27 protein-coding genes and 1 riboswitch are annotated in these 22,395 nt (G+C 68.3%); of the genes, 15 read left to right on the forward strand and 12 right to left on the reverse strand.

Annotated features, from left to right (window positions below):
* Nucleotides 1-61 precede the first annotated feature (61 nt).
* The 5 genes from oprG to VQ067_RS04630 all read right to left on the reverse strand — a co-directional run bounded on the left by oprG (nucleotide 62) and on the right by VQ067_RS04630 (nucleotide 4,095).
* Nucleotides 62-760, reverse strand: coding sequence for an outer membrane protein OprG (gene oprG, locus VQ067_RS04610; RefSeq protein ID WP_003093337.1), 699 nt, complete (start codon nucleotides 758-760; stop codon nucleotides 62-64).
* 147 nt (nucleotides 761-907) lie between these two features.
* Nucleotides 908-1,426: a DUF3299 domain-containing protein gene (locus VQ067_RS04615; RefSeq protein WP_003093334.1), complete on the reverse strand. Its 519-nt coding sequence runs from the start codon at nucleotides 1,424-1,426 to the stop codon at nucleotides 908-910.
* Between the two features lie 17 nt (nucleotides 1,427-1,443).
* Nucleotides 1,444-2,709 carry an ABC transporter permease gene (locus VQ067_RS04620; protein WP_004355513.1) on the reverse strand — a complete coding sequence of 422 codons (1,266 nt, stop codon included), beginning with the start codon at nucleotides 2,707-2,709 and terminating at the stop codon, nucleotides 1,444-1,446.
* A 2-nt stretch (nucleotides 2,710-2,711) separates the two neighbouring features.
* The gene (locus tag VQ067_RS04625) at nucleotides 2,712-3,416 is read right to left on the reverse strand and encodes an ABC transporter ATP-binding protein (RefSeq protein WP_033937736.1); all 705 of its coding nucleotides are present in this window, start codon (nucleotides 3,414-3,416) and stop codon (nucleotides 2,712-2,714) included.
* Between the two features lie 88 nt (nucleotides 3,417-3,504).
* Nucleotides 3,505-4,095, reverse strand: coding sequence for a DUF2796 domain-containing protein (locus tag VQ067_RS04630; protein ID WP_003137631.1), 591 nt, complete (start codon nucleotides 4,093-4,095; stop codon nucleotides 3,505-3,507).
* A gap of 132 nt (nucleotides 4,096-4,227) precedes the next feature.
* Here VQ067_RS04630 and VQ067_RS04635 point away from each other — a divergent pair, with 132 nt between their 5' ends.
* Nucleotides 4,228-4,584, forward strand: coding sequence for a hypothetical protein (locus VQ067_RS04635; RefSeq protein WP_023099208.1), 357 nt, complete (start codon nucleotides 4,228-4,230; stop codon nucleotides 4,582-4,584).
* A gap of 24 nt (nucleotides 4,585-4,608) precedes the next feature.
* Here the strand turns inward: VQ067_RS04635 and trxA are convergent, their stop codons facing one another.
* The 3 genes from trxA to VQ067_RS04650 all read right to left on the reverse strand — a co-directional run bounded on the left by trxA (nucleotide 4,609) and on the right by VQ067_RS04650 (nucleotide 6,667).
* The gene (gene trxA, locus VQ067_RS04640) at nucleotides 4,609-5,478 is read right to left on the reverse strand and encodes a thioredoxin (protein WP_004355507.1); all 870 of its coding nucleotides are present in this window, start codon (nucleotides 5,476-5,478) and stop codon (nucleotides 4,609-4,611) included.
* Between the two features lie 71 nt (nucleotides 5,479-5,549).
* Nucleotides 5,550-6,212 (reverse strand): class I SAM-dependent methyltransferase, encoded by a 663-nt coding sequence (locus tag VQ067_RS04645; RefSeq protein WP_004355506.1) that lies wholly within the window; start codon nucleotides 6,210-6,212, stop codon nucleotides 5,550-5,552.
* Nucleotides 6,209-6,667, reverse strand: a complete 459-nt coding sequence (locus tag VQ067_RS04650; RefSeq protein WP_003093321.1) for a YbaY family lipoprotein — start codon at nucleotides 6,665-6,667, stop codon at nucleotides 6,209-6,211. The genes VQ067_RS04645 and VQ067_RS04650 overlap by 4 nt, the downstream gene beginning before the upstream one ends.
* Nucleotides 6,668-6,864: 197 nt before the next feature.
* Here VQ067_RS04650 and nrdR point away from each other — a divergent pair, with 197 nt between their 5' ends.
* From nrdR to VQ067_RS04715, 13 genes are all read left to right on the forward strand, one after another.
* On the forward strand, nucleotides 6,865-7,329 hold the full coding sequence (gene nrdR / locus VQ067_RS04655; protein WP_003107181.1) for a transcriptional regulator NrdR: 465 nt from the start codon (nucleotides 6,865-6,867) through the stop codon (nucleotides 7,327-7,329).
* Entirely contained in the window at nucleotides 7,326-8,447 is a 1,122-nt protein-coding gene (gene ribD, locus VQ067_RS04660) for a bifunctional diaminohydroxyphosphoribosylaminopyrimidine deaminase/5-amino-6-(5-phosphoribosylamino)uracil reductase RibD (protein ID WP_023100814.1), read from the forward strand. Before nrdR ends, ribD begins: the two co-directional genes overlap by 4 nt.
* Before the next feature lie 81 nt (nucleotides 8,448-8,528).
* Nucleotides 8,529-8,691, forward strand: a riboswitch (FMN riboswitch).
* Between the two features lie 183 nt (nucleotides 8,692-8,874).
* Entirely contained in the window at nucleotides 8,875-9,534 is a 660-nt protein-coding gene (locus tag VQ067_RS04665) for a riboflavin synthase (protein WP_003093316.1), read from the forward strand.
* 26 nt (nucleotides 9,535-9,560) lie between these two features.
* Nucleotides 9,561-10,658 carry a bifunctional 3,4-dihydroxy-2-butanone-4-phosphate synthase/GTP cyclohydrolase II gene (ribBA, locus tag VQ067_RS04670; protein ID WP_023105817.1) on the forward strand — a complete coding sequence of 366 codons (1,098 nt, stop codon included), beginning with the start codon at nucleotides 9,561-9,563 and terminating at the stop codon, nucleotides 10,656-10,658.
* Between the two features lie 117 nt (nucleotides 10,659-10,775).
* On the forward strand, nucleotides 10,776-11,252 hold the full coding sequence (gene ribH / locus VQ067_RS04675; RefSeq protein WP_003093311.1) for a 6,7-dimethyl-8-ribityllumazine synthase: 477 nt from the start codon (nucleotides 10,776-10,778) through the stop codon (nucleotides 11,250-11,252).
* A complete protein-coding gene (gene nusB, locus VQ067_RS04680; RefSeq protein WP_003093308.1) occupies nucleotides 11,249-11,728 on the forward strand; it encodes a transcription antitermination factor NusB in 480 nt (159 codons plus the stop codon). Before ribH ends, nusB begins: the two co-directional genes overlap by 4 nt.
* 18 nt (nucleotides 11,729-11,746) lie before the next feature.
* Nucleotides 11,747-12,715, forward strand: a complete 969-nt coding sequence (thiL, locus tag VQ067_RS04685) for a thiamine-phosphate kinase (protein WP_023094413.1) — start codon at nucleotides 11,747-11,749, stop codon at nucleotides 12,713-12,715.
* A complete protein-coding gene (locus VQ067_RS04690) occupies nucleotides 12,708-13,223 on the forward strand; it encodes a phosphatidylglycerophosphatase A family protein (RefSeq protein ID WP_015502362.1) in 516 nt (171 codons plus the stop codon). The genes thiL and VQ067_RS04690 overlap by 8 nt, the downstream gene beginning before the upstream one ends.
* A gap of 8 nt (nucleotides 13,224-13,231) precedes the next feature.
* On the forward strand, nucleotides 13,232-13,978 hold the full coding sequence (locus tag VQ067_RS04695) for a substrate-binding periplasmic protein (protein WP_003093303.1): 747 nt from the start codon (nucleotides 13,232-13,234) through the stop codon (nucleotides 13,976-13,978).
* Nucleotides 13,979-13,980: 2 nt separating this feature from the next.
* Entirely contained in the window at nucleotides 13,981-14,625 is a 645-nt protein-coding gene (locus VQ067_RS04700) for a TIGR02281 family clan AA aspartic protease (protein ID WP_003093301.1), read from the forward strand.
* A 130-nt stretch (nucleotides 14,626-14,755) separates the two neighbouring features.
* Nucleotides 14,756-15,373: a GTP cyclohydrolase II gene (ribA, locus tag VQ067_RS04705; RefSeq protein ID WP_009313349.1), complete on the forward strand. Its 618-nt coding sequence runs from the start codon at nucleotides 14,756-14,758 to the stop codon at nucleotides 15,371-15,373.
* A complete protein-coding gene (locus tag VQ067_RS04710; RefSeq protein WP_033990628.1) occupies nucleotides 15,370-15,789 on the forward strand; it encodes a hypothetical protein in 420 nt (139 codons plus the stop codon). Before ribA ends, VQ067_RS04710 begins: the two co-directional genes overlap by 4 nt.
* A complete protein-coding gene (locus tag VQ067_RS04715; protein ID WP_003132405.1) occupies nucleotides 15,789-16,586 on the forward strand; it encodes a cobalamin-binding protein in 798 nt (265 codons plus the stop codon). The genes VQ067_RS04710 and VQ067_RS04715 overlap by 1 nt, the downstream gene beginning before the upstream one ends.
* A gap of 123 nt (nucleotides 16,587-16,709) precedes the next feature.
* Here VQ067_RS04715 and dxs read toward each other — a convergent pair whose 3' ends face one another.
* From dxs to VQ067_RS04730, 3 genes are all read right to left on the reverse strand, one after another.
* The gene (gene dxs / locus VQ067_RS04720) at nucleotides 16,710-18,593 is read right to left on the reverse strand and encodes a 1-deoxy-D-xylulose-5-phosphate synthase (RefSeq protein ID WP_003102816.1); all 1,884 of its coding nucleotides are present in this window, start codon (nucleotides 18,591-18,593) and stop codon (nucleotides 16,710-16,712) included.
* A gap of 108 nt (nucleotides 18,594-18,701) precedes the next feature.
* Nucleotides 18,702-19,589, reverse strand: coding sequence for a (2E,6E)-farnesyl diphosphate synthase (ispA, locus tag VQ067_RS04725; protein ID WP_003132406.1), 888 nt, complete (start codon nucleotides 19,587-19,589; stop codon nucleotides 18,702-18,704).
* Complete coding sequence (locus VQ067_RS04730) at nucleotides 19,586-19,828, reverse strand: exodeoxyribonuclease VII small subunit (protein WP_003093283.1); 243 nt, start codon at nucleotides 19,826-19,828, stop codon at nucleotides 19,586-19,588. Before VQ067_RS04730 ends, ispA begins: the two co-directional genes overlap by 4 nt.
* Before the next feature lie 157 nt (nucleotides 19,829-19,985).
* On the opposite strand from VQ067_RS04730, the gene VQ067_RS04735 reads away from it, so the two are divergent.
* Nucleotides 19,986-21,155, forward strand: coding sequence for a mandelate racemase/muconate lactonizing enzyme family protein (locus VQ067_RS04735; protein WP_003110512.1), 1,170 nt, complete (start codon nucleotides 19,986-19,988; stop codon nucleotides 21,153-21,155).
* A 231-nt stretch (nucleotides 21,156-21,386) separates the two neighbouring features.
* Here VQ067_RS04735 and VQ067_RS04740 read toward each other — a convergent pair whose 3' ends face one another.
* Nucleotides 21,387-22,394: a DUF4340 domain-containing protein gene (locus tag VQ067_RS04740; protein WP_015502365.1), complete on the reverse strand. Its 1,008-nt coding sequence runs from the start codon at nucleotides 22,392-22,394 to the stop codon at nucleotides 21,387-21,389.
* Nucleotide 22,395 lies beyond the last annotated feature (1 nt).

Here is a 22,395-nt window from a genome sequence, read left to right on the forward strand (position 1 = left end):
GAAAAGGCGCCCGAAGGCGCCTTTTTCCGTTGGGGGCGCAAGCCCCGCGACAGTCTACGACTCAGAACTTGTAGCCGAAACCGATCATGTAGACCCACGGATCGACGTCCACGTCGACCTTGGTCTTGTTCACGCCCAGGGCGCTCGGGCCGTTGATGCTGGCCTTGGTGTCGATGTCCATGTACCAGACGGCCATGTTGAACAGCGCGTGCTCGTTGAGCATGTAGTCGAAGCCCAGTTCGCCGGCCAGGCCCCAGGAGTCCTGCAGCTTCATGCTGCTGAAACCCTGCGCCTTGCGGTTGCTGGCGAGGTCTTCGTCGAAGAAGGTGGTGTAGTTCACGCCCAGGCCGCCGTAGGGCTGGAAGGCGCTGTTGGTACCGCCCATGGGGTAGTACTGGAGCAGCAGGGTCGGCGGCAGTTGCTTGATGTCGGCCAGCTTGCCGTCCAGGCCCGGGCCGAGGCCCTTGACGTCGACCTGGTGGTTGAACGGAGTGGCGGCGACCAGTTCCACGCCCCACTTGTCGGCGAACATGTAGGTGAAGGTCAGGCCGAGCTGGGTGTCGCTGTCGACGGTCGCCTTGGTACCGCGCTGCTTGGCGCCGTCCAGCTTGATGTCGGAACTGCTGTCGTCGGGATCGACGGTGGCGAAGCCGCCACGGATGATGAAGTCACCGGCCTTGTGTCCTTGAATATCCGCAGCGGCGAACGGGGAGGCGACGGTGAGGGCCAGCAGGGAAGCGGTAAGCCAGGACTTACGCATGATGAGCTCCATTCCTTGTATTAGAAAGTGTTGGTGCTGCTAATGGTCAGCCAGCTAACAGTTGCCTTCCTTGACACAGCTCAATCAATCCTAGGAGCAAATGTGACCGCCGCAACGTAAACGGCGCGGCGGATTGTCGCATGTCGTTCAGCCACCTTCGTATTCGTAGGGCGTCACCTTGCTCGCCTGCATGCGGTAGCCGGCCGCCGCCAGCTCGCTGCTGGCGTTCTCCACCTTGAAGGTGCCCTCGACCCAGAACGGCTGGTACAACTCGTCCATCTGCACGCCCTTGGCGGTCTTCACGTAGACGATCTGGTTCGACGGCGGCGGCGGTACGTGGATGCAGGCGCCGTAGTAGGGCACCAGGAGGAACTCGGTGACCAGCCCGGCCTCGCTGATTTCCAGCGGCACGATGTAGCCCGGCAGCTTGGCCTCGATGCCGTCCAGTGCCTTCACCACCGGGGCGTTGGGGCTCTGCTGGCTGGCCGCCGGGCCGGCTTCGCTGAGGGCGTTGGCGAGGTCGTGGATCGGCAGCGGCACCGGGGCGGGCGGGGCGCCGGCCGGGATCAGTTGCGACCAGGTCAGTTCGCGCGGCGCGGCGCGCGCCACGGCACTGCCCAGGAGCAGGGCGAAAGCCAGCAGGAGGACGGTCAGGGAGCGCAGCATCGGGGAATATCTCCGGGTCATAGGCGGATCGACAGGCCATCGGCCAGGGACTGGCGGTAGGCGCGCCAGGCCGGCACGCAGCCGATCAGCACGGCGGCCGCCAGGATAGCCCCGAGCAGGCTCCACTCATAGTCGCTCGGCCAGGCCAGCGGCAGGTAGATGCCGTAGTTGGCCTGGACGTAGCCCTGGCTGGCGGCGATGCCGAGGTAGAGCAGGCAGAGGCCGAGGGCGACGCCGGCCAGCGCCAGGCTGAAGGCCTCGGCCAGCAGCAGGCCGAAGATGTGCCAGGGGCGCGCGCCCACCGAGCGCAGGATGGCCATCTCCCGGCGGCGCTCGTTGAGGCTGGTGAGGATCGCCGTGAGCATGCCGATCAGGCCGGTGAGAACGACGAACAGCGAGACCACGAACAGTGCCTTCTCGGCGGTGCCCATCAGGCCCCACAGTTCCTGCAGGGCGACACCGGGGAGGATCGCCATCAGCGGTTCGCCGGGATAGTCGTTGACCTCGCGTTGCAGGGCGAAGGTCGCCACCTTGCTCTTCAGGCCGACCAGGAACGCGGTGATCGCCTGTGGTTGCAGGTCCATGTGCCGCGCCTGTTCGGCGCTGACGCGCCCGGCGCCCATCGCCGGCACCCCGTTGCGCCAGTCGACGTGCAGCGCCTCCATGCCGGCGAGGGATATGTGCAGGGTGCGATCCACCGGGGTACCGGTGCGCTGGAGGATGCCGACCACGGTGAACGGCTTGTCGTCGTGCTTGACCAGGCTCACCGTGCTCACCCCATGGGCCAGCACGATCTTCTCGCCGAGCCTGTAGTGCAGGGCTTCGGCCACCTCGGCGCCGAGCACCACGTCGAACAGGTCCTGGCCGAAGGCGCGGCCCTCGGCCAGTTGCAGTTCCTGGCCGCGGCCGTAGCGGTAGTGCTCGAAATAGCCGGCATCGGTACCCATTACCCGGTAGCCGCGGTGCGAGTCGCCGAGGGAGATCGGGATCGCCCACTTCACCCGCGGGTTTTCGGCGAAGTGCCGGTAGCTGTCCCAGCGGATGTTGTTGGTCGCGTTGCCGATGCGGAATACCGAGTAGAGCAGCAGGTTCACCGAGCCGGAGCGCGCGCCGACGATCAGGTCGGTTCCGGAGATGGTACTGGCGAAGCTGGCCTTGGCCTCGGTGCGGACCCGCTCCACCGCCAGCAGCAGGCAGGCGGAGAGGGCGATGGCGAAGATCGTCAGCAGGGCGGTGAAGCGGCGGTTGGCCAGGCTGGCCAGTGCCAGTCGGAAGAGATACATGCTCAGAGTCCTGCCGGCCGGGCGGCGCGGTTGAGATCGGAAAGGGTCAGGCTGCGGTCGAACAGCCCGGCCAGGCTCTGGTCGTGGCTGACGAACAGCAGGCTGGCGCCGGCCTCGCGGCATTCGGCGAAGAGCAACTGGAGAAACGCCTCGCGGCTGTCGGCGTCGAGCGCCGAGGTCGGCTCGTCGGCGATCACCAGCTCCGGCTGGCCGATCAGCGCGCGGGCGGCGGCGACCCGCTGCTGCTGGCCGATGGACAGGCTGTCGGCGCGGCGTTCGTGCAGTTCGCCGCCGAGGTCGAGCTGGCCGAGCAGATGGCTGGCGGCCTGCGCCGGGCTACCGTGGCGTTCGCGGGCGCGCTGACGGCGCAACGCGGAAAAGTGACAGGGCAGCTCGACGTTCTCGCGTACCGAGAGGAACGGCAGCAGGTTGAACTGCTGGAAGATGTAGCCGGTGTGGTCGACGCGGAAATGGTCGCGGCGCGCGGCGGACAGCTTTTCCAGGTCCTCGCCGAGCAGGCGGATGCTGCCGCGGCCGGGCTTCTGCACGCCGCCGAGGAGGCCGAGCAGGGTGGTCTTGCCGCTGCCGGAAGGCCCTTTGAGGAACAGGCTCTCGCCGCGTTCGAGATGGAAGCTGGGAATGTCCAGCAACTCCGCCTGGCCGGGCCAGGCGAAGCCGAGGTTGGTCAGGGTGATCAGTGCGCTCATGGGGGTAGGGGCGGAACGCTCCGCCGGAGCCTCGAGAATGGATGGAGGGGCGCCGCGCCGAATCCCTCGCGGCGCCTCCGGAACGATCCTACAGCTTCAGCTCGGCGCTGGCCGGGGCCAGGTCGGCGCCTTTCTGGCCGTCGGGACCGATCAGTTGTACCTGAATTTTCTGGGTGGCGGGGAAGCGCTTGAAGAACTCGGCGAGGGTCAGCAGCTTGAGCAGCTCGGGCTTCTCGCAACTGAGCTGGTAATGGGCGTGGATATCGGCATGACCGTTTTCGTGTTCATGTTCATGTTCATGTTCGTGGCCTGCCTTCTCCTTGTGCGCGTGGGCCGGCGCCTTGTCGCCGAACAGCGGACTCCGCAGTTCCTGGCTGGCCACCGAGCAGCCGGCGGTGACCGGCAGGGCGAACAGCTCCAGCGGTTTTTCCAGCTGCGCGCGGGCCTTGGCCACGGCGGCCTTGTCCGCGTCGGTGCTGGCGGCGTGTTCGAAACCGACCAGGTTCATCGCCGGGCTGTCCAGCTCCAGTTCGAGGGTCTTGCCGTCCAGCGCCACGTTCAACTGGGCGACGCCGTGCTCGTGCTTGCCCAGGCTGCCGTGGGCGTGGTCATGGTCGTGGTCGTCATGGGCCTGGGCGGCGAACGGCAGCAAGACGAGGGCTAACAGCAGTGGGCGCATGAACGGGACTCCGGCAAGGAAGGAAAAGAGTTTGTTACGTTATAACGAATTTTTCCGCCTGCCTAGCCTGGCCGATTTGGCCCCTACGCGCCGACGTGGGAGCATGGCGCGATTCGCTTGTGGAGAAACGAGATGGTGCGGATTCGCGGAAGCATCGGCGACTGGCCGGTGGACCTGACCCTGGAACTGGACGCCGAGGATTGGCGCCAGCTGGCGCAACACGTGCCCCCGCCGCCGCTGGGCGAGCCGCAGGCCGCGGCGGCCAGGGCGCCGGCGTCGGCAGCGCCGGTGGATCGCCTGTGGCAGACCGCCCAGGACCTGCTGCGCGGCAGCGGGCGGATCGAGGGGCCACAGTTGCTGGCGGAGCTGGAGGCGTTCAGCGGCAACGCCGGCGCCGCCAAGCAACTGCTGGTGCGCCTGCGGCACGACGCCCGGGTCAAGGTCGAGGTGGTCGACGGCACCCAGGTGTTCGTCTGGCTGGAGGACTGAGCCCCGCGGACGGGGCTCGGCGACTCAGTAGAGCGCCTGGTACAGCTTGCGGCGGTAGGCGGTGACCAGCGGGTGGTCGTTGCCAAGCAGGTCGAAGACCTGCACCAGGGTCTTGCGCGGCAGGTCGTCCTGGTAGCCGCGGTTGCGCAGGAACAGCTTGAGCAGTCCGTCCAGAGCCGCCTCGTACTGCTGCCGGGCGAGCTGCTGGACGGCCAACTGGTAGGCCGCCTCGTCGTCGCCGGCATCGGCGGCCAGACGGCTCTTCAGTTCTGCACTGTCGGGCAGGTCGGCAGCCTGGCGCAGGAAGGTCAGTTGCGCGCGGGCGCCGGCCAGGGCCTGCTTGTGCTCGTCGCTCTTCACCGCGTCGAGGATGGCCTGCGCCTCTTCCAGTTCGCCGCGCTCGGCCAGGCAGCGGGCGTAGAGGATCAGCGCCGCGGGGTTGTCGTTGTTCTCCGCCAGCAGGGCTTTCAGGGTCGCTTCGGCGTCGCCGATGCGGCCTTCGGCGAACAGCGCCTGGGCCACTTCCAGCGGGTCTTCGTCGGGCAGCGCCGGTGCTTTCACATGGGGTTCGAGCAGGGCGCGGATCTGCGATTCGGGCTGGGCACCGGCGAAACCGTCGACCGGCTGGCCATCCTTGAACAGGACCACGGTCGGCAGGCTGCGGATGCCGAAGCGCATCACGATGTCCTGCTCGACGTCGCAGTTGACCTTGGCCAGCAGCAATTCGCCCTGGTAGGACTCGGCGATCTGCGCCAGCAGCGGCATCAGCGCCTTGCACGGGGCGCACCAGTCGGCCCAGAAGTCCACCAGGACCGGCTTGTGGAACGAGTTCTCGATGACCAACTGCTCGAAGTTGGCGCCGGTGACGTCGAAGATGTAGGGCGTATCGCTCATGTCGATTCTCGGAAACGCAAGGTGGTGACCACTATAAGTGGGGGCGCGCCGCGCGCAAACAAGCCCGTGCCTCAGGCTTGCCCGCGTTCGGCGTGATACAGGCTGACCAGGCGGAATTCGGCGGGCTCGGCGAGGTCCGGCCAGGTACAGGCGTCGAGCACGTCCAGGCGCCGGTACAGCGGATGACGGAAGTCACGGACCCGCGAGTCGGCGACCAGCGCCTGGCGGCCGCGGCTGAGGAACTGGTCGAGCAGCGGCAGGTTGGCGCGGTCGTAGAGCACGTCGGCCACCAGGATCAGGTCGAAGCGATCGTCCTCGGCGAAGAAGTCCGCCGAATAGCTCAGCTCCACTCCGTTCAGTTCGGCGTTCGCCCGGCTCGCTGCCAGCGCCAGGGGATCCAGGTCGCAAGCCACCACCTCGGCGGCGCCGGCTCGGGCCGCGGCGATCGCCGCCACCCCGGAGCCGCTACCGAAGTCCAGCACGCGCTTGTCGCGGACCCACTGCGGGCGCTCCGCCAGCCAGCGCGCCAGGACCAGCCCGCTGGCCCAGCAGAAGCACCAGTACGGCGGCTCTTCGAGGATGCGGCGGGTTTCCTCCGGGTTGAACTGGCGGTCCATGTTCTGCGCGTCGATCAGCCACAGGCGCAGGTCGGTGCCGGGCAGCGCGGTGGCGCTGAGCCGGGCGTCGCCGAGCAGCTCGCCCAGCGCCTGGGTCAGGGCTTGGGGTGCCGTCACGGCGCGCGTACCAGGCGCAGTTCGCCGAGGGACTGGGTGGTCGGCTGGGCGATCCGCAACGGATGCAGGCGCCAGGCCAACTGGCCGGACTGGATCACCCGCGCGTGCAGTTCGACGCGCAGCGCGCCACCGGCCGGCGGGAAGGACTCGGGGTTGAACGGCAGGCGGAAGGGCATGAGTTCGCCGGTGGCCAGCACCGTCTCGCTGGCCAGCAGCCGCTGTGGGCGGTCGCGCTCGTCGATCACCAGCAGTGCCATCTGCACCTCGCTGCCGCGTGGCAGGCTGCCCTGGATGCTGCTCAGCGTTCCGCTCAGCTCGCGCAGGTGGGCCGGCAGCACCGGCTCGACCATGGTCACGCTGCGCGAAGCTTGCGGCGTTGGCGCAGGCTTCGGCTTGTCGCTGGAACAAGCGGCGAGGAGAAGGACGGCCAGCAGGGCGATCGAGCGCAGGGTCATGGGCTACTCCATAGCGGTGGAATCCGGGCGGCGCTTGTATAGCGCAAAGTGTGATTCTTGTCGCGCTTCGCGTAGGCCGCAACGTCCGATTCTTCCCGCCTCTCCCATCGTGCCGGCGCCGGTCGATTCTGCGGGTGCTCGGTCGGGCGCGGATGCGCTACCATGCGGCTTCCTTCAGCTACGCCTGTATCAGCACCATGCATTGTCCCTTCTGCGGTGCCCATGACACCAAAGTGATTGACTCGCGACTGGTCGCCGAGGGCGATCAGGTGCGCCGGCGCCGCGAGTGCCTGGCCTGCGGCGAACGCTTCACCACCTTCGAGACCGCCGAGCTGGTCATGCCGCGCCTGATCAAGCAGGACGGCAGCCGCCAGCCGTTCGACGAGGACAAGCTGCGCGCCGGCATGCAGCGCGCCCTGGAGAAGCGTCCGGTCAGCGTCGAGCGCCTGGAAGCGGCCATCGGCCACATCAAGCACCAGTTGCGCGCCACCGGCGAGCGCGAGATCAAGTCGCGGGTGCTGGGCGAACTGGTGATGGCCGAGCTGCAGAAGCTCGACGAAGTCGCCTACATCCGCTTCGCCTCGGTTTACCGGCGCTTCCAGGACCTCAACGAATTCCGCGAGGAGATCGAACGCCTCGCCCGCGAGCCGGCCAAGGAATGAACGCCGCCGACCCGCTGTACATGGCCCGCGCCCTGGAACTGGCGCGCCAGGGGCTGTACTCCACCCATCCGAATCCGCGCGTCGGCTGCGTGCTGGTCAAGGACGGCCAGGTGGTCGGCGAGGGCTGGCACGTCCGCGCCGGCGAGCCGCACGCCGAGGTCCATGCCCTGCGCCAGGCCGGCGAGAATGCACGCGGCGCCACCGCCTACGTGACCCTCGAGCCCTGCAGCCACTTCGGCCGCACCCCGCCGTGCGCCGACGCGCTGGTGGGCGCCGGGGTGGCGCGGGTGGTCGCGGCGATGCAGGATCCCAACCCCGAGGTCGCCGGTCGCGGCCTGCTGCGTCTGATGCAGGCCGGCATCGTGGTGCAGAGCGGGGTCCTCGAAGCCGAGGCGCGGGAACTCAACATCGGTTTCATCAAGCGCATGGAACATGGCCTGCCGTTCGTCCGGGTCAAGCTGGCGATGAGCCTGGACGGGCGCACCGCCATGGCCAGCGGGGAAAGCCAGTGGATCACCGGGCCCTCCGCGCGTTCGGCGGTGCAGCGCTTGCGCGCTCGCTCCAGCGTGGTGTTGTCCGGCGCCGATACGCTGCTGGCGGACGATGCGCGGCTCAACGTACGCCCCGACGAACTGGGCCTGAACGCCGAGCTTACCGCGCTCGCCGCGGCTCGCCAGCCGTTGCGGGTGCTGGTCGACGGGCGCCTGCGGGTGCCGCTGGAGTCGGCGTTCTACCAGGCCGGTCCGGCACTGGTGGCGACCTGCGCCGCCGCCTCGGCGCGTGAACGCTTCCAGGACGCCGGTCACGAACTGCTGGCGCTGCCCTCCGCCGAGGGGCATGTCGACCTGCACAAGTTGCTCGTGGAACTGGCGGCGCGCGGCGCCAACGAAGTGCTGGTGGAGGCCGGCCCCCGCCTGGCCGGCGCCTTCGCTCGACTGGGGCTGGTGGATGAGTACCGGCTGTTCGTCGCGCCGAAGTTCCTCGGCTCCAGCGCCCGTCCTTTGCTCGACTGGCCGCTGACGCGGATGGCCGATGCGGCGCAGTTGCGGATCGACGACATCCGCGCGGTGGGCGACGACTGGCTGGTCACCGCGCGGCCCCATCCGCGGGACGCTTGAACTTCGCTGCGCGGCGACGCGGCGAACGATGCACAAGCGGCGCAACTGTGGTAAAACGCCACACGGCCATCTCGGTGGCCGTAACGTTCTCAGGGCGGGGTGAAAGTCCCCACCGGCGGTAATGGCGCGCAAGGCGCCTAGCCCGCGAGCGCTTGCCGGACCGGCCACCGCCGGACGACAAGGTCAGCAGACCCGGTGCGATTCCGGGGCCGACGGTCATAGTCCGGATAAAGAGAGAACGGGATTGCCTGCCTGGGCGTACCCTGTGCGCCCGCAAGATCCCCTTCGATCCAAAAAGCCCTGTTTTTCACGAAACAGGAGTTCGTCATATGTCTTCATCTTGGAATACCCGCGCTATGGCACGCAGGCCGCTCGGCGTCGCGCCGGCCATGCTGCGCGCCTGTGCGGCGGAAAAACGGGAGGTCGCATGTTCACCGGCATAATCGAATCGATCGGCAGCGTCCGCGCGATGACGCCCAAGGGCGGCGACCTGCGGGTCTACATCGCCACCGGCAAGCTCGACCTGGGCGACGTCAAGCTTGGCGACAGCATCGCGGTCAACGGCGTCTGCCTGACCGCGGTGGAACTGCCCGGCGATGGCTTCTGGGCCGACGTCAGCCGCGAGAGCCTGGCGCGCACCGCCTTCCAGCACCTGAAGGTGGGCAGCCGGGTGAACCTGGAAAAGGCCCTGACGCCGACCACCCGCCTCGGCGGACACCTGGTGAGCGGCCACGTCGACGGCGTCGGCGAGGTGCTCAAGCGCGAGGAGAACGCCCGCGCCATCCAGTTCACCGTGCGTGCCCCGCGCGAACTGGCCAGGTACATCGCGCACAAGGGCTCGATCACCGTCGACGGCACCAGCCTCACGGTGAACGCGGTGAACGGCGCGGAGTTCGAGCTGACCATCGTCCCGCATACGCTCAGCGAAACCATCATGGCCGAGTACCAGCCCGGACGCCGGGTCAACCTCGAGGTCGACCTGCTGGCCCGCTACCTGGAGCGCCTGCTGCTTGGCGACAAGGCCGCCGAGCCCAGCGCCTCCGGCATCAGCGAAGCGTTTCTCGCCGAGAACGGTTTTCTCAAGTAACCCACGAATTGCATAAGGGGGTGCCCATGGCACTCAACACGATCGACGAACTGATCGAAGACATCCGCCAAGGCAAGATGGTCATCCTGATGGATGACGAGGACCGCGAGAACGAAGGCGACGTGATCATGGCCGCCGAATGCGTCCGCACCGAAGACATCAACTTCATGGTCAAGCATGCCCGCGGCCTGGTCTGCATGCCGATGACCCGCGAGCGTTGCGAGCGCCTCGGCCTGCCGCTGATGGTGCAGCGCAACGGCTCCGGCTTCGGCACCAAGTTCACTGTCTCCATCGAGGCCGCCGAGGGCGTCACCACCGGCATCTCCGCCGCGGACCGCGCCCGCACCGTGCAGGCTGCGGCGGCGAAGAACGCCGTGGCCGCCGACATCGTCAGCCCCGGCCACATCTTCCCGCTGATGGCCCAGCCAGGCGGTACCCTGGCTCGCGCCGGGCACACCGAGGCGGCCTGCGACCTGGCGCGGATGGCCGGGTTCGAACCGTCCGGGGTGATCTGCGAGGTGATGAACGACGACGGCAGCATGGCTCGCCGGCCCGAACTGGAGGCGTTCGCCGCCGAGCACGGGATCAAGATCGGCACCATCGCCGACCTGATCCACTACCGGCTGATCCACGAGCGCACCGTCGAGCGCATCGCCGAGCAGCCGCTGGACAGCGAACTGGGCCACTTCAACCTGATCACCTACCGCGACTCGGTGGAGGGCGACGTGCACCTGGCGCTGACCCTCGGCAAGGTCTGCGCGGAAGAGCCGACCCTGGTCCGCGTGCACAACATGGACCCGCTGCGCGACCTGCTGCAGGTCAACCAGCCGGGCCGCTGGAGCCTGCGCGCGGCGATGACCAAGGTCGCCGAGGCGGGCAGCGGCGTGGTGCTGCTGCTCGGCCACCAGATCGGTGGCGACGACCTGCTCGCCCATGTCCGCGAGATCGCTTCGGCGCCGGCCCCGGCGCCCAAGGCCACCACCACCTACAGCACCGTCGGTGCCGGCTCGCAGATCCTGCGCGACCTCGGCGTGCGCAAGATGCGCCTGCTGAGTGCGCCGATGCGCTTCAATGCGATATCCGGTTTCGACCTGGAAGTTGTAGAATACCTGCCCGCCGAATAAGGCCTGTCCCGCCCGCCGCGTGCAAGATCGCGGCGGGCGCTATGCTGGACCGACCTTTCGACCCTTTTCGCTCGGGGCGCAACGGCGCCCCGGCTCTTTAACAGATGAGACCTGCTCATGACCCTGAAGACCATCGAAGGTACCTTCATTGCTCCCAAAGGCCGCTACGCCCTGGTGGTCGGCCGCTTCAACAGCTTCGTCGTGGAAAGCCTGGTCAGCGGCGCCGTCGACGCCCTGGTCCGCCACGGCGTGGCTGAAAGCGAGATCACCATCATCCGCGCCCCGGGTGCCTTCGAGATCCCGCTGGTGACCCAGAAGGTCGCCCAGCAAGGCGGCTTCGACGCCATCATCGCCCTCGGCGCGGTGATCCGTGGCGGCACCCCGCACTTCGAATACGTGGCCGGCGAGTGCACCAAGGGCCTGGCCCAGGTGTCCCTGCAGTTCGGCATCCCGGTCGCCTTCGGCGTCCTCACCGTCGACTCCATCGAGCAGGCCATCGAGCGCTCCGGCACCAAGGCCGGCAACAAGGGCGCCGAAGCCGCGCTGTCGGCCCTGGAAATGGTCAGCCTGCTGGCGCAGTTGGAGGCCAAGTGAGCAATCAAGACAGCGGCAACCCGGCAGCCAAGCCGCCGAAAGGCAAGACCGCCGCTCGCCGCAAGGCCCGCAGCCTGGCCGTCCAGGCCCTGTACTCCTGGCAGATCGCCGGCCAGCCACTGCACGAGATCGAGGCGCAGTTCCGCACCGACAACGACTTCTCCGAGGTCGACGGCGCCTACTTCCACGAGATCCTGCACGGCGTGCCGCGGCAGAAGAGCGAGCTGGACTCCACCTTCGAGCCCTGCCTGGACCGCCCGCTGGCCGAGATCGACCCGGTCGAGCTGGCCATCCTGCGGCTGTCCACCTACGAGCTGCGCAACCGCATCGACGTGCCCTACAAGGTAGTGATCAACGAGGGCATCGAGCTGGCCAAGACCTTCGGCGCCACCGACGGCCACAAGTTCGTCAACGGCGTGCTCGACAAGCTGGCGCCGCGCCTGCGCGCCGCCGAGCTGCGCGGCGGCAAGCGCTGATCCCGCGCCGGCGGCGTCATGGGTGAGTTCGAGCTGATCCGCCGCTTCTTCGCCGCGGCCGCCTGCGCGGCGCCGGCGACGGAGGTGGCCCTCGGCATCGGCGACGACTGTGCCTTGCTGGCGCCGCCTGCCGGCGAACAGCTGGCGGTCTCCACCGACACCCTGGTGGAAGGTGTGCATTTTCCCGCCGGTTGCGACCCTTTCCTTCTTGCCCAGCGCGCCCTGGCGGTCTCCGCCAGCGACCTGGCGGCGATGGGCGCCGCGCCCCTGGCCTTCACCCTGGCCCTGACCTTGCCGCAGGCCGACGCCGAGTGGTTGCAGGGCTTCGCCCGCGGCCTCGACGCCATGGCCCGGCAGTGCGGCCTGGCCCTGGTCGGCGGCGACACCACGCGCGGCCCGCTGAGCATGACCCTGACCGTATTCGGCAGGGTGCCGGCCGGCCAGGCGCTGACCCGCGCCGGTGCGCGCCCGGGCGACCTGCTCTGCGTCGGGGGCCCGCTCGGCGAGGCTGGAGCGGCGCTGGAACTGGTGCTGGAGCGAAGATCGGCGCCCGCCGAGGTGGCCGAACCGCTGCTGGCGCGCTACTGGACGCCGGCCCCGCAATTCGGTCTGGGCCTCGCCCTGCGCGGCAAGGCCAGCGCCGCCCTGGACATCTCCGACGGGCTGCTCGCCGACTGCGGGCATATCGCCCGCGCTTCCGGCGTCGCCCTGCTGGTCGAATGCCAGCGCTTGCAGGCAAGCGCCGCGTTGAGCGGCCTGCTCGCCGGCGAGGAAGCCTTGCGCCAGCAACTGGCCGCCGGCGACGACTACGTGCTGGCCTTCACCCTGCCGCCTGCGTACCTTGGCGAGATTCGCGCCGCGTGGCCGGCCATGGCCGTCATCGGCCGGGTCGAGGCGGGGCAGGGGGTGCACCTGCTCGACGCCGATGGAAGGGAACTCATACCGGCCGTGGCCGGCTACCAACATTTCGGAACCCAACGTGACTGAGCATCCTGATCAGGCGCCGGCGCAGCCGGTGCCGCCGTCGGTCTGGCGCAATCCCTGGCATTTCCTCGCCTTCGGCTTCGGCTCCGGCACCCTGCCCAAGGCGCCGGGCACCTGGGGGTCGCTGGTGGCCATCCCGTTCATCCCGCTGTGGCAGATGCTGCCGGACTGGGGCTACTGGCTGATGCTGGGAGTGACCATGCTGTTCGGCTTCTGGCTGTGCGGCAAGGTCGCCGACGACCTGCGCGTGCACGACCACGAAGGCATCGTCTGGGACGAGATGGTCGGCATGTGGATAACCCTCTGGCTGGTGCCGGAGGGCTGGTGGTGGCTGCTGATCGGCTTCATCGTGTTCCGCATCGTGGATATTCTCAAACCCTGGCCGATCAGTTGGGTGGACCGCAACGTGCACGGCGGCGTCGGGATCATGCTCGACGACGTCCTGGCCGGGGTATTCGCCTGGCTGGTCATGCAGGGTCTAGTCTGGGGATGGGTACACTGGCTGGTCTGAGGCCTCCCATGCGTCTGCTCGTCCTGTTCTGCTGCCTGTGGCTGCTGCCCGGCGTCGCTTCCGCCGAACCCTCCGTGGGCGAGATCCGCGTGGTCAGCGAAACCTGGACGCGCTACACCCAGGAGGACGGTCGCGGGGTGGCCTGGGACCTGCTGCGGGCCGTCTACGAGCCGGCCGGGGTACGCCTGCGGATCGCCAACGAGCCCTATACCCGGGCGGTCGGCCTGGTCCTGCGCGGCGAGGCCGACGCCTGGGTCGGCGCCTACCGCGGGGAAATCGACGAAGCGCTTTACCCTCGCTGGCCCTATGACGTCGATCCGATCGCCGTGCTTTCCCTGAAGGACAATCCGCCGCCGCCGCTGGAGGGCCTGAGCCGGTTCCGCCTGTCATGGATGCGTGGCTACGCCTTCGCCCGCTATTTCCCTACCCTGACCCCGCACAGCGAGTTGCAGCGCCGCACCTCGGCGCTGCCGATGCTGCTCAACCACCGGGTCGACTATTTCATCGATTCGCGCCCGGAACTGGAGGAAATGCTCGCAGGGGCCGGAGCGCTGGCGGCTGAGTACCGCATCACCGACGTCACTCGCTTGCCGCTGTATCTTGGCTTCTCCGATTCCCCCAGGGGCCGTGAGCTGCTGGCGCTGTTCGACCGGCGCATGCGGCAGTTGCATGCCAGCGGCGAGCTGGAGCGGATCTTCGCCCGCTGGAACTGGCCCTATGCGCCGTTGAAGGCAATCCTGCCACCCAAGGAGTGATCATGCTGCGGCTGTGCGTCGCCCTGTTTTCCAGCGTTCTCGCGTTGTCCTCGCTGGCCGCGCCCCAGGTGTTCGTGGTCGGCCTGTTCCCCGGCGCGGCGGTACTCAACGTCGATGGCCAGCGCAAGCTGGTCAGGGTCGGCCAGACCGGCCCGCAGGGCGTCCAGGTGGTCAGCGCCGACAGCCGCAAGGCGGTGCTGCGGATCGACGGCGTCGAGCGCACCTACGAACTGAGCCGCGAATACAACGAGGCGGGCTATTCGGCGCCGCAGCGGCAAAGCTTCAGCATCGCCCGCGGTACGGGCGGGCACTATTGGGTGGCTGGCTCGGTGAACGGGCAGAACATGCAGTTCCTGGTGGATACCGGCGCCACCAGCATCGCCATGAACGAGAACGAGGCGCGCCGCCTGGGTATCGATTACCGGGTGGACGGCAAGCCGATGGTCGCCTCCACCGCCAGCGGCACCTCGCGCGGCTGGCGGGTGACCCTGGACCGGGTGAAGATCGGCGGTATCGAGTTGCTGGGCGTCGAGGCGGCGGTGATCGAGGGTGGCTATCCGACCGAAGCCCTGCTCGGCATGAGTTTCCTCAACCGGGTGCGTTGGCGCGAGGAACAGGGGATGCTGCTTATCGAGGCCAAGCATTGAATGTCGCTCGCTCATAACCCCGGGTTCTATTCATCGTCCATCTCGATAGGTATTTGCGGCATTTCGAGCTGACCGGGCGCCGGACGCTGCTGGTACAATGGCGGACTTCCGTTTCCCTAGGAGTTCCCCGGTGTCCGTCGTGTTCGTCGCCGCCTCCAAACTGCCGACTCCCTTCGGCGAATTCACCATGCATGGCTTCCTCGACGAGGAGAGCGGCAAGGAACATGTAGCCCTGAGCATGGGCGACATCGCCGATGGCGCGCCGGTGCTTGGCCGCCTGCATTCCGAATGCCTGACCGGCGACGCGCTGTTCAGCCTGCGCTGCGATTGCGGTTTCCAGCTGGAAGGCGCGCTTGCCGCCATCGCCGAGGAGGGCCGCGGCGTGCTCCTCTACCTGCGCCAGGAAGGTCGCGGCATCGGCCTGCTGAACAAGATCCGCGCCTACGAGCTGCAAGATGCCGGCGCCGATACCGTCGAGGCGAACCTGCAACTGGGTTTCGGCGCTGACCAGCGCGACTACGCCATGTGCCAGCCGATGCTCGCGCACCTGGGCGTCTCCTCCCTGCGCCTGATGACCAACAATCCGCGCAAGGTCAAGGCGCTGGAAAGCTACGCCATCACCGTGGCGGAGCGCGTGCCGCTGCAAAGGGGCCTGAACAAGCACAACAGGCGCTACCTGGCGACCAAGGCCGGCAAGCTCGGGCACATGCTCGGCAGCCTGCACCAGGGCGAGGCGGAAACCACGTGAGTCGCCAGCAAGCCCGCGGCGCGCTGGGACGTGCCTGGTGGTTGCAACTGGCGTTGGCGCTGTTGCCGCTGATCCTGGTCGAGTTCTTCCTCGGCGAACTGCAACCCCTTCCCCATGGCCTGGCGATGCCGCTGTTCATCGCCGCGCTGCTGTCGATGTTCGTCAACCTGCCGCTGTTCGGTGCCTACAAGCGTGGTCTCATCGCCACCCAGAAAGCGCTGGATACTACGGAGGAAGCCGCCGCCTGGACCCGTCTGGCGCAGGTGCGCCGCAAGGCCCTGTTCGGCGCCAGCCTGCCGGCCTGGATCGGCGTGCCGGGTGTGTTCGCCGGGCTCAACGGCGTTGCGCTGATCCTGCTCGGGGTCACCAGCCTGGTGCTGTTCTGGCTCTACCGTATTCCGCGTCAACTCGGTTGATGCGCTCGTTCTGGCTGCTCGCCTGCCTGCTCCTCAGCCTTTCCGCCGGGGCGGCGCAGCGGGTGGTCAGCCTGGCGCCTTCGCTGACCGACAGCGTCCTCGAACTCGGCGCAGCGCGCCGCCTGGTCGGCGTGCTGGATGGCGGCGAGCGTCCGGCGGCGATTGGCGACCTGCCTTCCGTCGGCCGCTACGGCCAGGTCAATCTCGAACGCCTGCTGGAACTGCAGCCCGACCTGATCCTGGTCTGGCCCGGCAGCGTGCCCGAGGCGCAGTTGCAGCGCCTGCGGGACTTCGGCATCGCCCTCTTCATCGCCGAACCGCACAGCCTCGACGAACTGGCCCTGCAACTGGCTGCGCTGGGCGAGGCATTGGGCGAGGCCGAGGCCGGCCAGCGGCTGTCGACCAGGTTCCGCGAAGGCATGCGGCGCCTGGCCGAGCGCTACCGGCGGGACAAGCCGCTGAAGGTGTTCTACCAGGTCTGGGACCGGCCGCTGTACACCATTGGCGGACGCCAGGTGATCAGCGATGCGCTGCGCGTCTGCGGTGCCGAGAACCTGTTCGGCGACCTGCCGCAGCCGGCGCCGCAGGTCAGCGTCGAGGCGGTTCTGGCGCGGGATCCGGCGGTCATCGTCGCCGGCAGTCACGCCCAGCTCGAACTCTGGCGGCAATGGCCGGCGCTGGCGGCGACGCGGCGCGGACAGCTGTACCGGATCGAAGACAAGAACCTCGAGCGGCCGAGCTTCGCCATGCTGGCGGCGACCGAGAAACTCTGCCGCTCGCTCGCCGGGGCGCGCTGAACGCTTGCCGGTATCGCGCTGTACCGGCGGATAACGCCGGTGGCGTTATTCGCCCTACGGGCAATTGGGGGGTAGGGCGAATAACCGCAACGCGGTTATCCGCCGTTGTTGCTGGGTTTGGCGCTACTGCCGGTCGAGACGCTGGCGTACTGCCTTTTCGATGCCCGCGGCATCCAGGCCGCATTCGGCGAGCATCTCGCTGGGCTTGGCGTGTTCGACGTAGTAGTCGGGCAGGCCCAGTTGCAGCAGCGGGACTTCGAGGCCCTCGCTGGCGAGGAACTCGCCGACCGCCGAGCCGGCGCCGCCCATCACGGCGTTTTCCTCGATGGTCACCAGCAGTTCGTGGCTGCCCGCCAATTCGCGTACCAGGGCTTCGTCGAGGGGTTTGACGAAACGCATGTCGACGACCGTGGCGTCGAGGCTTTCGGCGACCTTCATCGCCTCCGCCAACTGCACGCCGAAGACCAGCAGTGCGACCCTGCCGCCGCGCCGACGGACCACGCCCTTGCCGATCTCCACCGGTTGCAGGTCCGGATCGATCGGATGGTTGGGGCCGCTGCCGCGTGGATAGCGCACCGCGGCCGGGCCATCGAACAGATAGCCGGTGGTGAGCAGCTTGCGCAGCTCGTCCTCGTCGCTGGGGGTCATCACCAGCATGCCGGGGATGCAGCGCAGGTAGGAGATGTCGAAGCTGCCGGCGTGGGTCGGGCCGTCCTCGCCGACCAGGCCGGCGCGGTCGATGGCGAACAGCACGTCGAGGTGCTGCACGGCGACGTCATGGATCAACTGGTCGTAGGCGCGCTGGAGGAAGGTCGAGTAGATCGCCACCACCGGCTTCATGCCCTCGCAGGCCATGCCGGCGGCCAGGGTCACGGCATGCTGTTCGGCGATGGCGACGTCGAAGTAGCGTTCCGGGTAGCGTTCGCTGAAGGCCACCAGGTCGGAACCTTCCTTCATCGCCGGGGTGATGCCGAGCAGGCGCGCGTCCTGGGCGGCCATGTCGCACAGCCACTGGCCGAAGACGCTGGAATACTTGGGGCCGCCGGTCTTCTTCGGCGCACTGCCGGGAGCTTCCAGTTTGGTGATCGCGTGGTAGCCGATCGGATCCAGTTCGGCCGGGGCGAAGCCCTTGCCTTTCTTGGTCACCACATGGAGGAACTGCGGGCCCTTCATGTCGCGCATGTTGCGCAGGGTAGCCACCAGGGTCGGCAGGTCGTGGCCGTCGATCGGGCCGATGTAGTTCCAGCCGAGTTCCTCGAACAGGGTGCCGGGGACCAGCATGCCCTTGGCGTATTCCTCGGTGCGCCGGGCGATCTCCCAGGCCCCGGGCAGGCGCGAGAGCACCTTCTTGCTGCCCTCGCGCATGCTGCTATAGGTGCGGCTGGAGAGGATCTTCGCCAGGTAGTTGGAGAGCCCGCCGACGTTGTGCGAGATCGACATGTCGTTGTCGTTGAGGATCACCAGCATGTCGGCGTCGACTTCCGAGGCGTGGTTGAGTGCCTCGAAGGCCATGCCGGCGGTCAACGCACCGTCGCCGATCACGGCCACCGACTTGCGCTCCTTGCCTTGCAGGCGGGCGGCGATGGCCATGCCCAGGGCGGCGCTGATGGAGGTGCTGGAGTGGCCGACGCCGAAGGTGTCGTACTCGCTCTCTGCGCGGCGCGGGAAGGCCGCCAGGCCGTTCTTCTGGCGCAGGGTGCCCATCAGCTCGCGGCGTTCGGTGAGGATCTTGTGCGGATAGGCCTGGTGGCCGACGTCCCAGACCAGGCGGTCGTCCGGAGTGTCGAAGACGTAATGCAGGGCGATGGTCAGCTCGACCACGCCGAGGCCGGCGCCGAAATGACCGCCGGTCTGGCCGACGGTATACAGCAGGTACTGGCGCAGCTCGTCGGCCAGGGTTTCCAGGTCCGCCTCGCCCAGCCGGCGCAGTTCGGCCGGCGAAGAGGCGCGGTCGAGCAGGGGCGTGGCGGGGCGCTCGCGGGGAATCTCATGGAGCGTCTTGGGCATCAGGCTGTCGTTATGCAATCCGGAGAGGCCAGCAGTTTACCTGATGCACCGGCCGCGCCCAAGCAAGGGAGCCCCTACCTTTGCCGGGGACTTCCGACGACCCGTCGGTCAGTTGCGTCGCTCGACGATGTAGCGGGCCAGTTGGCGCAGCGGGTCGGCGCTCGGCGGAAAACCGTCGAGGGCGGCCAGGGCCTGGTCGCGCAGCTCCAGGGCATAGCCTTTGGCGGCCTCCAGGCCGAGCAGGGCGGGATAGGTCGGCTTGTTGTGCGCCTGGTCCTTGCCCTGGGTCTTGCCGAGGGTGGCGGTGTCGCTTTCCACGTCGAGGATGTCGTCCTGCACCTGGAAGGCCAGGCCGATCGCCTCGGCGTAGCGCTCCAGGGCGGCCAGCGCGGCGGGCTCGGCGCGACCGCTGGCGAGGGCGCCGAGGCGCACGCTGGCTTCGATCAGCGCGCCGGTCTTGTGCCGGTGCATGACTTCCAGGGCCGCCTGGTCGAGGGCCACGCCGACCGAGCCGAGGTCGATCGCCTGGCCGCCGACCATGCCGGCGGAGCCTGCGGCGCGCGCCAGGCGGGTGAGCATTTCCAGACAGACGGCATGTTCCTGCGGATTGCGCCGGGTGTCGGCGAGCACTTCGAAGGCCAGCGCCTGCAAGCCGTCGGCGGCGAGGATCGCGGTGGCCTCGTCGAAGGCCCGGTGGGTGGTCGGCTGGCCACGGCGCAGGTCGTCGTCGTCCATTGCCGGCAGGTCGTCGTGGACCAGCGAGTAGGCATGGATCAGCTCCACCGCGCAGGCCGCGGCGTCGGCGCGCTGCGGCGCACCGCCGAGGGCCTCGCAGGCGGCGTAGGCGAGCAGCGGGCGAACCCGCTTGCCACCGTTCATCACGCTGTAGCGCATCGCCTCGTAGAGGCGTTGCAGTTCTTCGCGGGGAGCGACGAACAGGGCGTCCAGGGCGGCATCGACGCGCGCCTGGCAGCGCGCCTGGTAGGCCGCGATCATGCCTCGTCGCCTTCCGCATCGAACGGCGCTTCGCTGAGTTCGCCGTCGCGTTCGAGGAGGATCTGTACCTTCTGTTCGGCCTGGCTCAGCGACGTCTGGCATTCGCGGGTCAGGCGGATGCCCTGCTCGAAGGCGCCCAGCGACTCTTCCAGCGACAGCTCGCCGCTTTCCAGGCGTTCCACCAGGGTTTGCAGCTCGGTGAGGGACTGTTCGAAATCGAGGGTTTTCTTGCGGGCCATCGGGGGAGTCTCGGCGAGGTGTACAAAACCCCGCGACACTAGCAGAGGGGCGGGGGCCGGGCAAATCGGCGGAAGGTCGCTACGACCGATCGGGACGACCATGGCGGCGGCCTTGGCTAAGGTGGAGAGAGGTCCAGCGAGGAGGAGCCGACAGGCGATGCGCATCCAGGAGGTCCGGGAACGCAGTATTCCCCTTTCCCGTTACGCCGGCGTGGCGGCTGCCACCGGTGGTTTGAGCACCAGCCTGGTGGCGGTGCTCACCGATGCCGTGCGTGACGGTCGGCGTGTGGTCGGCTACGGCCACGCCTCGGTAGGGCGCTACGCCCAGGGCGGGCTGATCCGCGAGCGTTTCGCCCCGCGCCTGCTGGGGGCTCCGGCGGACAGCCTGGCGAGCGACGACGGCAGTGGCATCGATCCGTTGCGTGCCTGGGACCTGATGATGCGCGACGAGAAGCCCGGCGGCCACGGCGAACGCTGCGTCGCGGTGGGCGCCCTGGACATGGCCCTGTGGGATGCCGCGGCCAAGGCCGCCGGCCTGCCGCTGCATCGTTTCCTGGCGCGACGCCTGGGGCTGGCGGAAGACTATCCGCAGCGCGTACCGGTCTACGCCGGCGGCGGCTACCCCTATCCGCACGACGACCTGGGACGCCTGGAGGAGGAGCTGCGGCGCTTCGTCGATCTCGGCTACACCCACGCCAAGATCAAGATCGGCGCGGCCGGGCTGGACCAGGACCGGCGCCGTATCGACAGGGCGCTGCGGGTTCTCGGCGACGCTTCGCGGCTGGCGGTCGACGCGATGAACCGCTACGACGCGGGGGGCGCCGTCGACGCAGCGAAAGCCCTGGCGCCGCTGGGGTTGTGGTGGTTCGAGGACATCTGCGACCCCCACGATTTCCCTACCCAGGCCGAAGTGGCGGATATCTATCCGGGGCCCATCGGTGCCGGCGAGGCCTTGTTCTCCCTGGCCGAAGCTCGCTTGCTGGACCTCTATGGCGGCTTGCGGCGGGAGCGTGACGTGCTGGTCTTCGACCCCGTGCATTGCTATGGCCTGCCGGGCTACCTGGCGATACTCGACCACCTGTGCGCCCGGGGTTGGCCGCGCGCGGCCTTCCGCCCGCACGCCGGCTACCTGTTCAGCCTGCACCTGGTGGCGGCCCTGCGCCTGGGCTGGGCCGAGGCTACGCCGTCGGCTTTCCGGCCATTCGACGATTTCGCCGGTGCCCTGCCGTTTTCCTCGGGATTGGCGGGATTGCCACAATCGCCTGGTATCGGCTTCGAGCGCCAGGCGACACTTGCCGGGCTGTTCCGCAAGCTTCTGGAGGCCTAGCGAACGGCGGTTGGCTGGGGTTGTGCGGAGGCATTAAAAAAGCCGGCTTGTGGCCGGCTTTTCTGGGGTGGGGTTGGCTTACTTCTGATAAGCCGCGCCTGCCTTAGGAATTCTGCATCGACGAGCCGAGGGCTCGTGAAGGAGGCGCTACTCTAGCAAACTCGGCCGGTCCTGCCCAGCATCCCGCGGGGCTCTATTTCGCCGGCTGCGAGCGGCGCCTGGCGAGAGCGCTCAGCACTTGGGCGACGAGGGCTTGGCCGGCTTGCTTTTCTTCACCGGCGATGCCTTGGGTAGCTGGGGCGCGGGAGCGGTATCCGGACTCAGACCCTCCACGCGGTAGCGCCAACCCTTGACGGCTGAGACCTGCCCGTCGGCGAAGCCCTTGCTGTCGGTCAGTTGCAACCAGTACTGGCGCTCCAGTTCCAGAAGCTGGCCCTGCAGCGTGCCGCCGGCGAAACTCTTGAGCGTGAAGGTCAGCAGCGGTTTTTGCCGCGAAGCCTTGGCCGGCGCGACCTCCAGCAGCCTGAGCGCAGCGAACAGGCGTGCGGCCTGCTCGGCTTCCGCCTCGCCCATCAACTGTGGCCTGGATGGGAACTGTCGCAGGCGGATGCCATCGTCCTTTTCACTGGCTCGGGAAATGTTCAGCCGTACGCCGTTGCCATAGGACAGGGTCAGTTCGCGCAACTGTTCGAATGGCAGGTCGGTCAACCGAGGGTCGAGCAGGGCCAGGTCGTTGACCGGCAGGCCGACCGTTCGGTCGATCAGCCAGGCCCCCTCATCGTCGGCCTGCCTGACCAACTGCCCGCCCTGCGAGGTGCGCTTGCCCAGCAACAGAACCAGCGGCGGCGCGTCGCCGCGCTCCAGGGTGATCCGGCTGGCCTGGCCCTTGCCCTGGTCGGAGAGTCCCATGCGCTCGCGGTTTTCCGGCGAGGCGCTCTTTTCCTCCAGCAGGCGCGCGTCGGCCAGGCTGCGCAACAGCTGCCGGATGGTTTCCCCCGAGGCGGGATAGCCGTCCTTGCTGGCGAGCGTCCAGTCCTTGCCATCGCGCCTGGCGCGGATCGTCGGTTGGCCGGGGGTGGCGATGCACAGCGCGGTCACCTGGTGCGGTTTCAGCCCTGGCAGCCAGGCGCGGCTCGCAGGCGGTTGCGCGGGCGGTTGCTGCCGTTCGTGGAGCCAGCCCAAGGTTCCGGCGAACAGCGCCAGGGCGAGAGCGAGTCCCGCTATGCTACCCAGGCGCATG

Source organism: Pseudomonas sp. KBN12P06040 (assembly GCF_037574965.1).
In the GTDB taxonomy this organism is placed as follows: Bacteria; Pseudomonadota; Gammaproteobacteria; order Pseudomonadales; family Pseudomonadaceae; genus Pseudomonas; species Pseudomonas aeruginosa.

Bases quoted from the DNA above. Each gene is read 5' to 3' on its own strand.
- VQ067_RS04630 (WP_003137631.1), bottom strand. From the start codon at position 4,095: ATGCGCCCACTGCTGTTAGCCCTCGTCTTGCTGCCGTTCGCCGCCCAG.
- thiL (WP_023094413.1), top strand. From the start codon at position 11,747: ATGGGTGAGTTCGAGCTGATCCGCCGCTTCTTCGCCGCGGCCGCCTGC.
- VQ067_RS04695 (WP_003093303.1), top strand. From the start codon at position 13,232: ATGCGTCTGCTCGTCCTGTTCTGCTGCCTGTGGCTGCTGCCCGGCGTC.
- dxs (WP_003102816.1), bottom strand. From the start codon at position 18,593: ATGCCCAAGACGCTCCATGAGATTCCCCGCGAGCGCCCCGCCACGCCC.
- ribBA (WP_023105817.1), top strand. From the start codon at position 9,561: ATGGCACTCAACACGATCGACGAACTGATCGAAGACATCCGCCAAGGC.
- VQ067_RS04700 (WP_003093301.1), top strand. From the start codon at position 13,981: ATGCTGCGGCTGTGCGTCGCCCTGTTTTCCAGCGTTCTCGCGTTGTCC.
- nrdR (WP_003107181.1), top strand. From the start codon at position 6,865: ATGCATTGTCCCTTCTGCGGTGCCCATGACACCAAAGTGATTGACTCG.
- VQ067_RS04620 (WP_004355513.1), bottom strand. From the start codon at position 2,709: ATGTATCTCTTCCGACTGGCACTGGCCAGCCTGGCCAACCGCCGCTTC.
- VQ067_RS04650 (WP_003093321.1), bottom strand. From the start codon at position 6,667: ATGACCCTGCGCTCGATCGCCCTGCTGGCCGTCCTTCTCCTCGCCGCT.
- ribD (WP_023100814.1), top strand. From the start codon at position 7,326: ATGAACGCCGCCGACCCGCTGTACATGGCCCGCGCCCTGGAACTGGCG.
- VQ067_RS04625 (WP_033937736.1), bottom strand. From the start codon at position 3,416: ATGAGCGCACTGATCACCCTGACCAACCTCGGCTTCGCCTGGCCCGGC.
- VQ067_RS04665 (WP_003093316.1), top strand. From the start codon at position 8,875: ATGTTCACCGGCATAATCGAATCGATCGGCAGCGTCCGCGCGATGACG.
- ribH (WP_003093311.1), top strand. From the start codon at position 10,776: ATGACCCTGAAGACCATCGAAGGTACCTTCATTGCTCCCAAAGGCCGC.
- VQ067_RS04715 (WP_003132405.1), top strand. From the start codon at position 15,789: ATGCGCTCGTTCTGGCTGCTCGCCTGCCTGCTCCTCAGCCTTTCCGCC.
- oprG (WP_003093337.1), bottom strand. From the start codon at position 760: ATGCGTAAGTCCTGGCTTACCGCTTCCCTGCTGGCCCTCACCGTCGCC.
- VQ067_RS04635 (WP_023099208.1), top strand. From the start codon at position 4,228: ATGGTGCGGATTCGCGGAAGCATCGGCGACTGGCCGGTGGACCTGACC.
- VQ067_RS04740 (WP_015502365.1), bottom strand. From the start codon at position 22,394: ATGCGCCTGGGTAGCATAGCGGGACTCGCTCTCGCCCTGGCGCTGTTC.
- VQ067_RS04615 (WP_003093334.1), bottom strand. From the start codon at position 1,426: ATGCTGCGCTCCCTGACCGTCCTCCTGCTGGCTTTCGCCCTGCTCCTG.
- VQ067_RS04730 (WP_003093283.1), bottom strand. From the start codon at position 19,828: ATGGCCCGCAAGAAAACCCTCGATTTCGAACAGTCCCTCACCGAGCTG.
- trxA (WP_004355507.1), bottom strand. From the start codon at position 5,478: ATGAGCGATACGCCCTACATCTTCGACGTCACCGGCGCCAACTTCGAG.
- ispA (WP_003132406.1), bottom strand. From the start codon at position 19,589: ATGATCGCGGCCTACCAGGCGCGCTGCCAGGCGCGCGTCGATGCCGCC.
- VQ067_RS04735 (WP_003110512.1), top strand. From the start codon at position 19,986: ATGCGCATCCAGGAGGTCCGGGAACGCAGTATTCCCCTTTCCCGTTAC.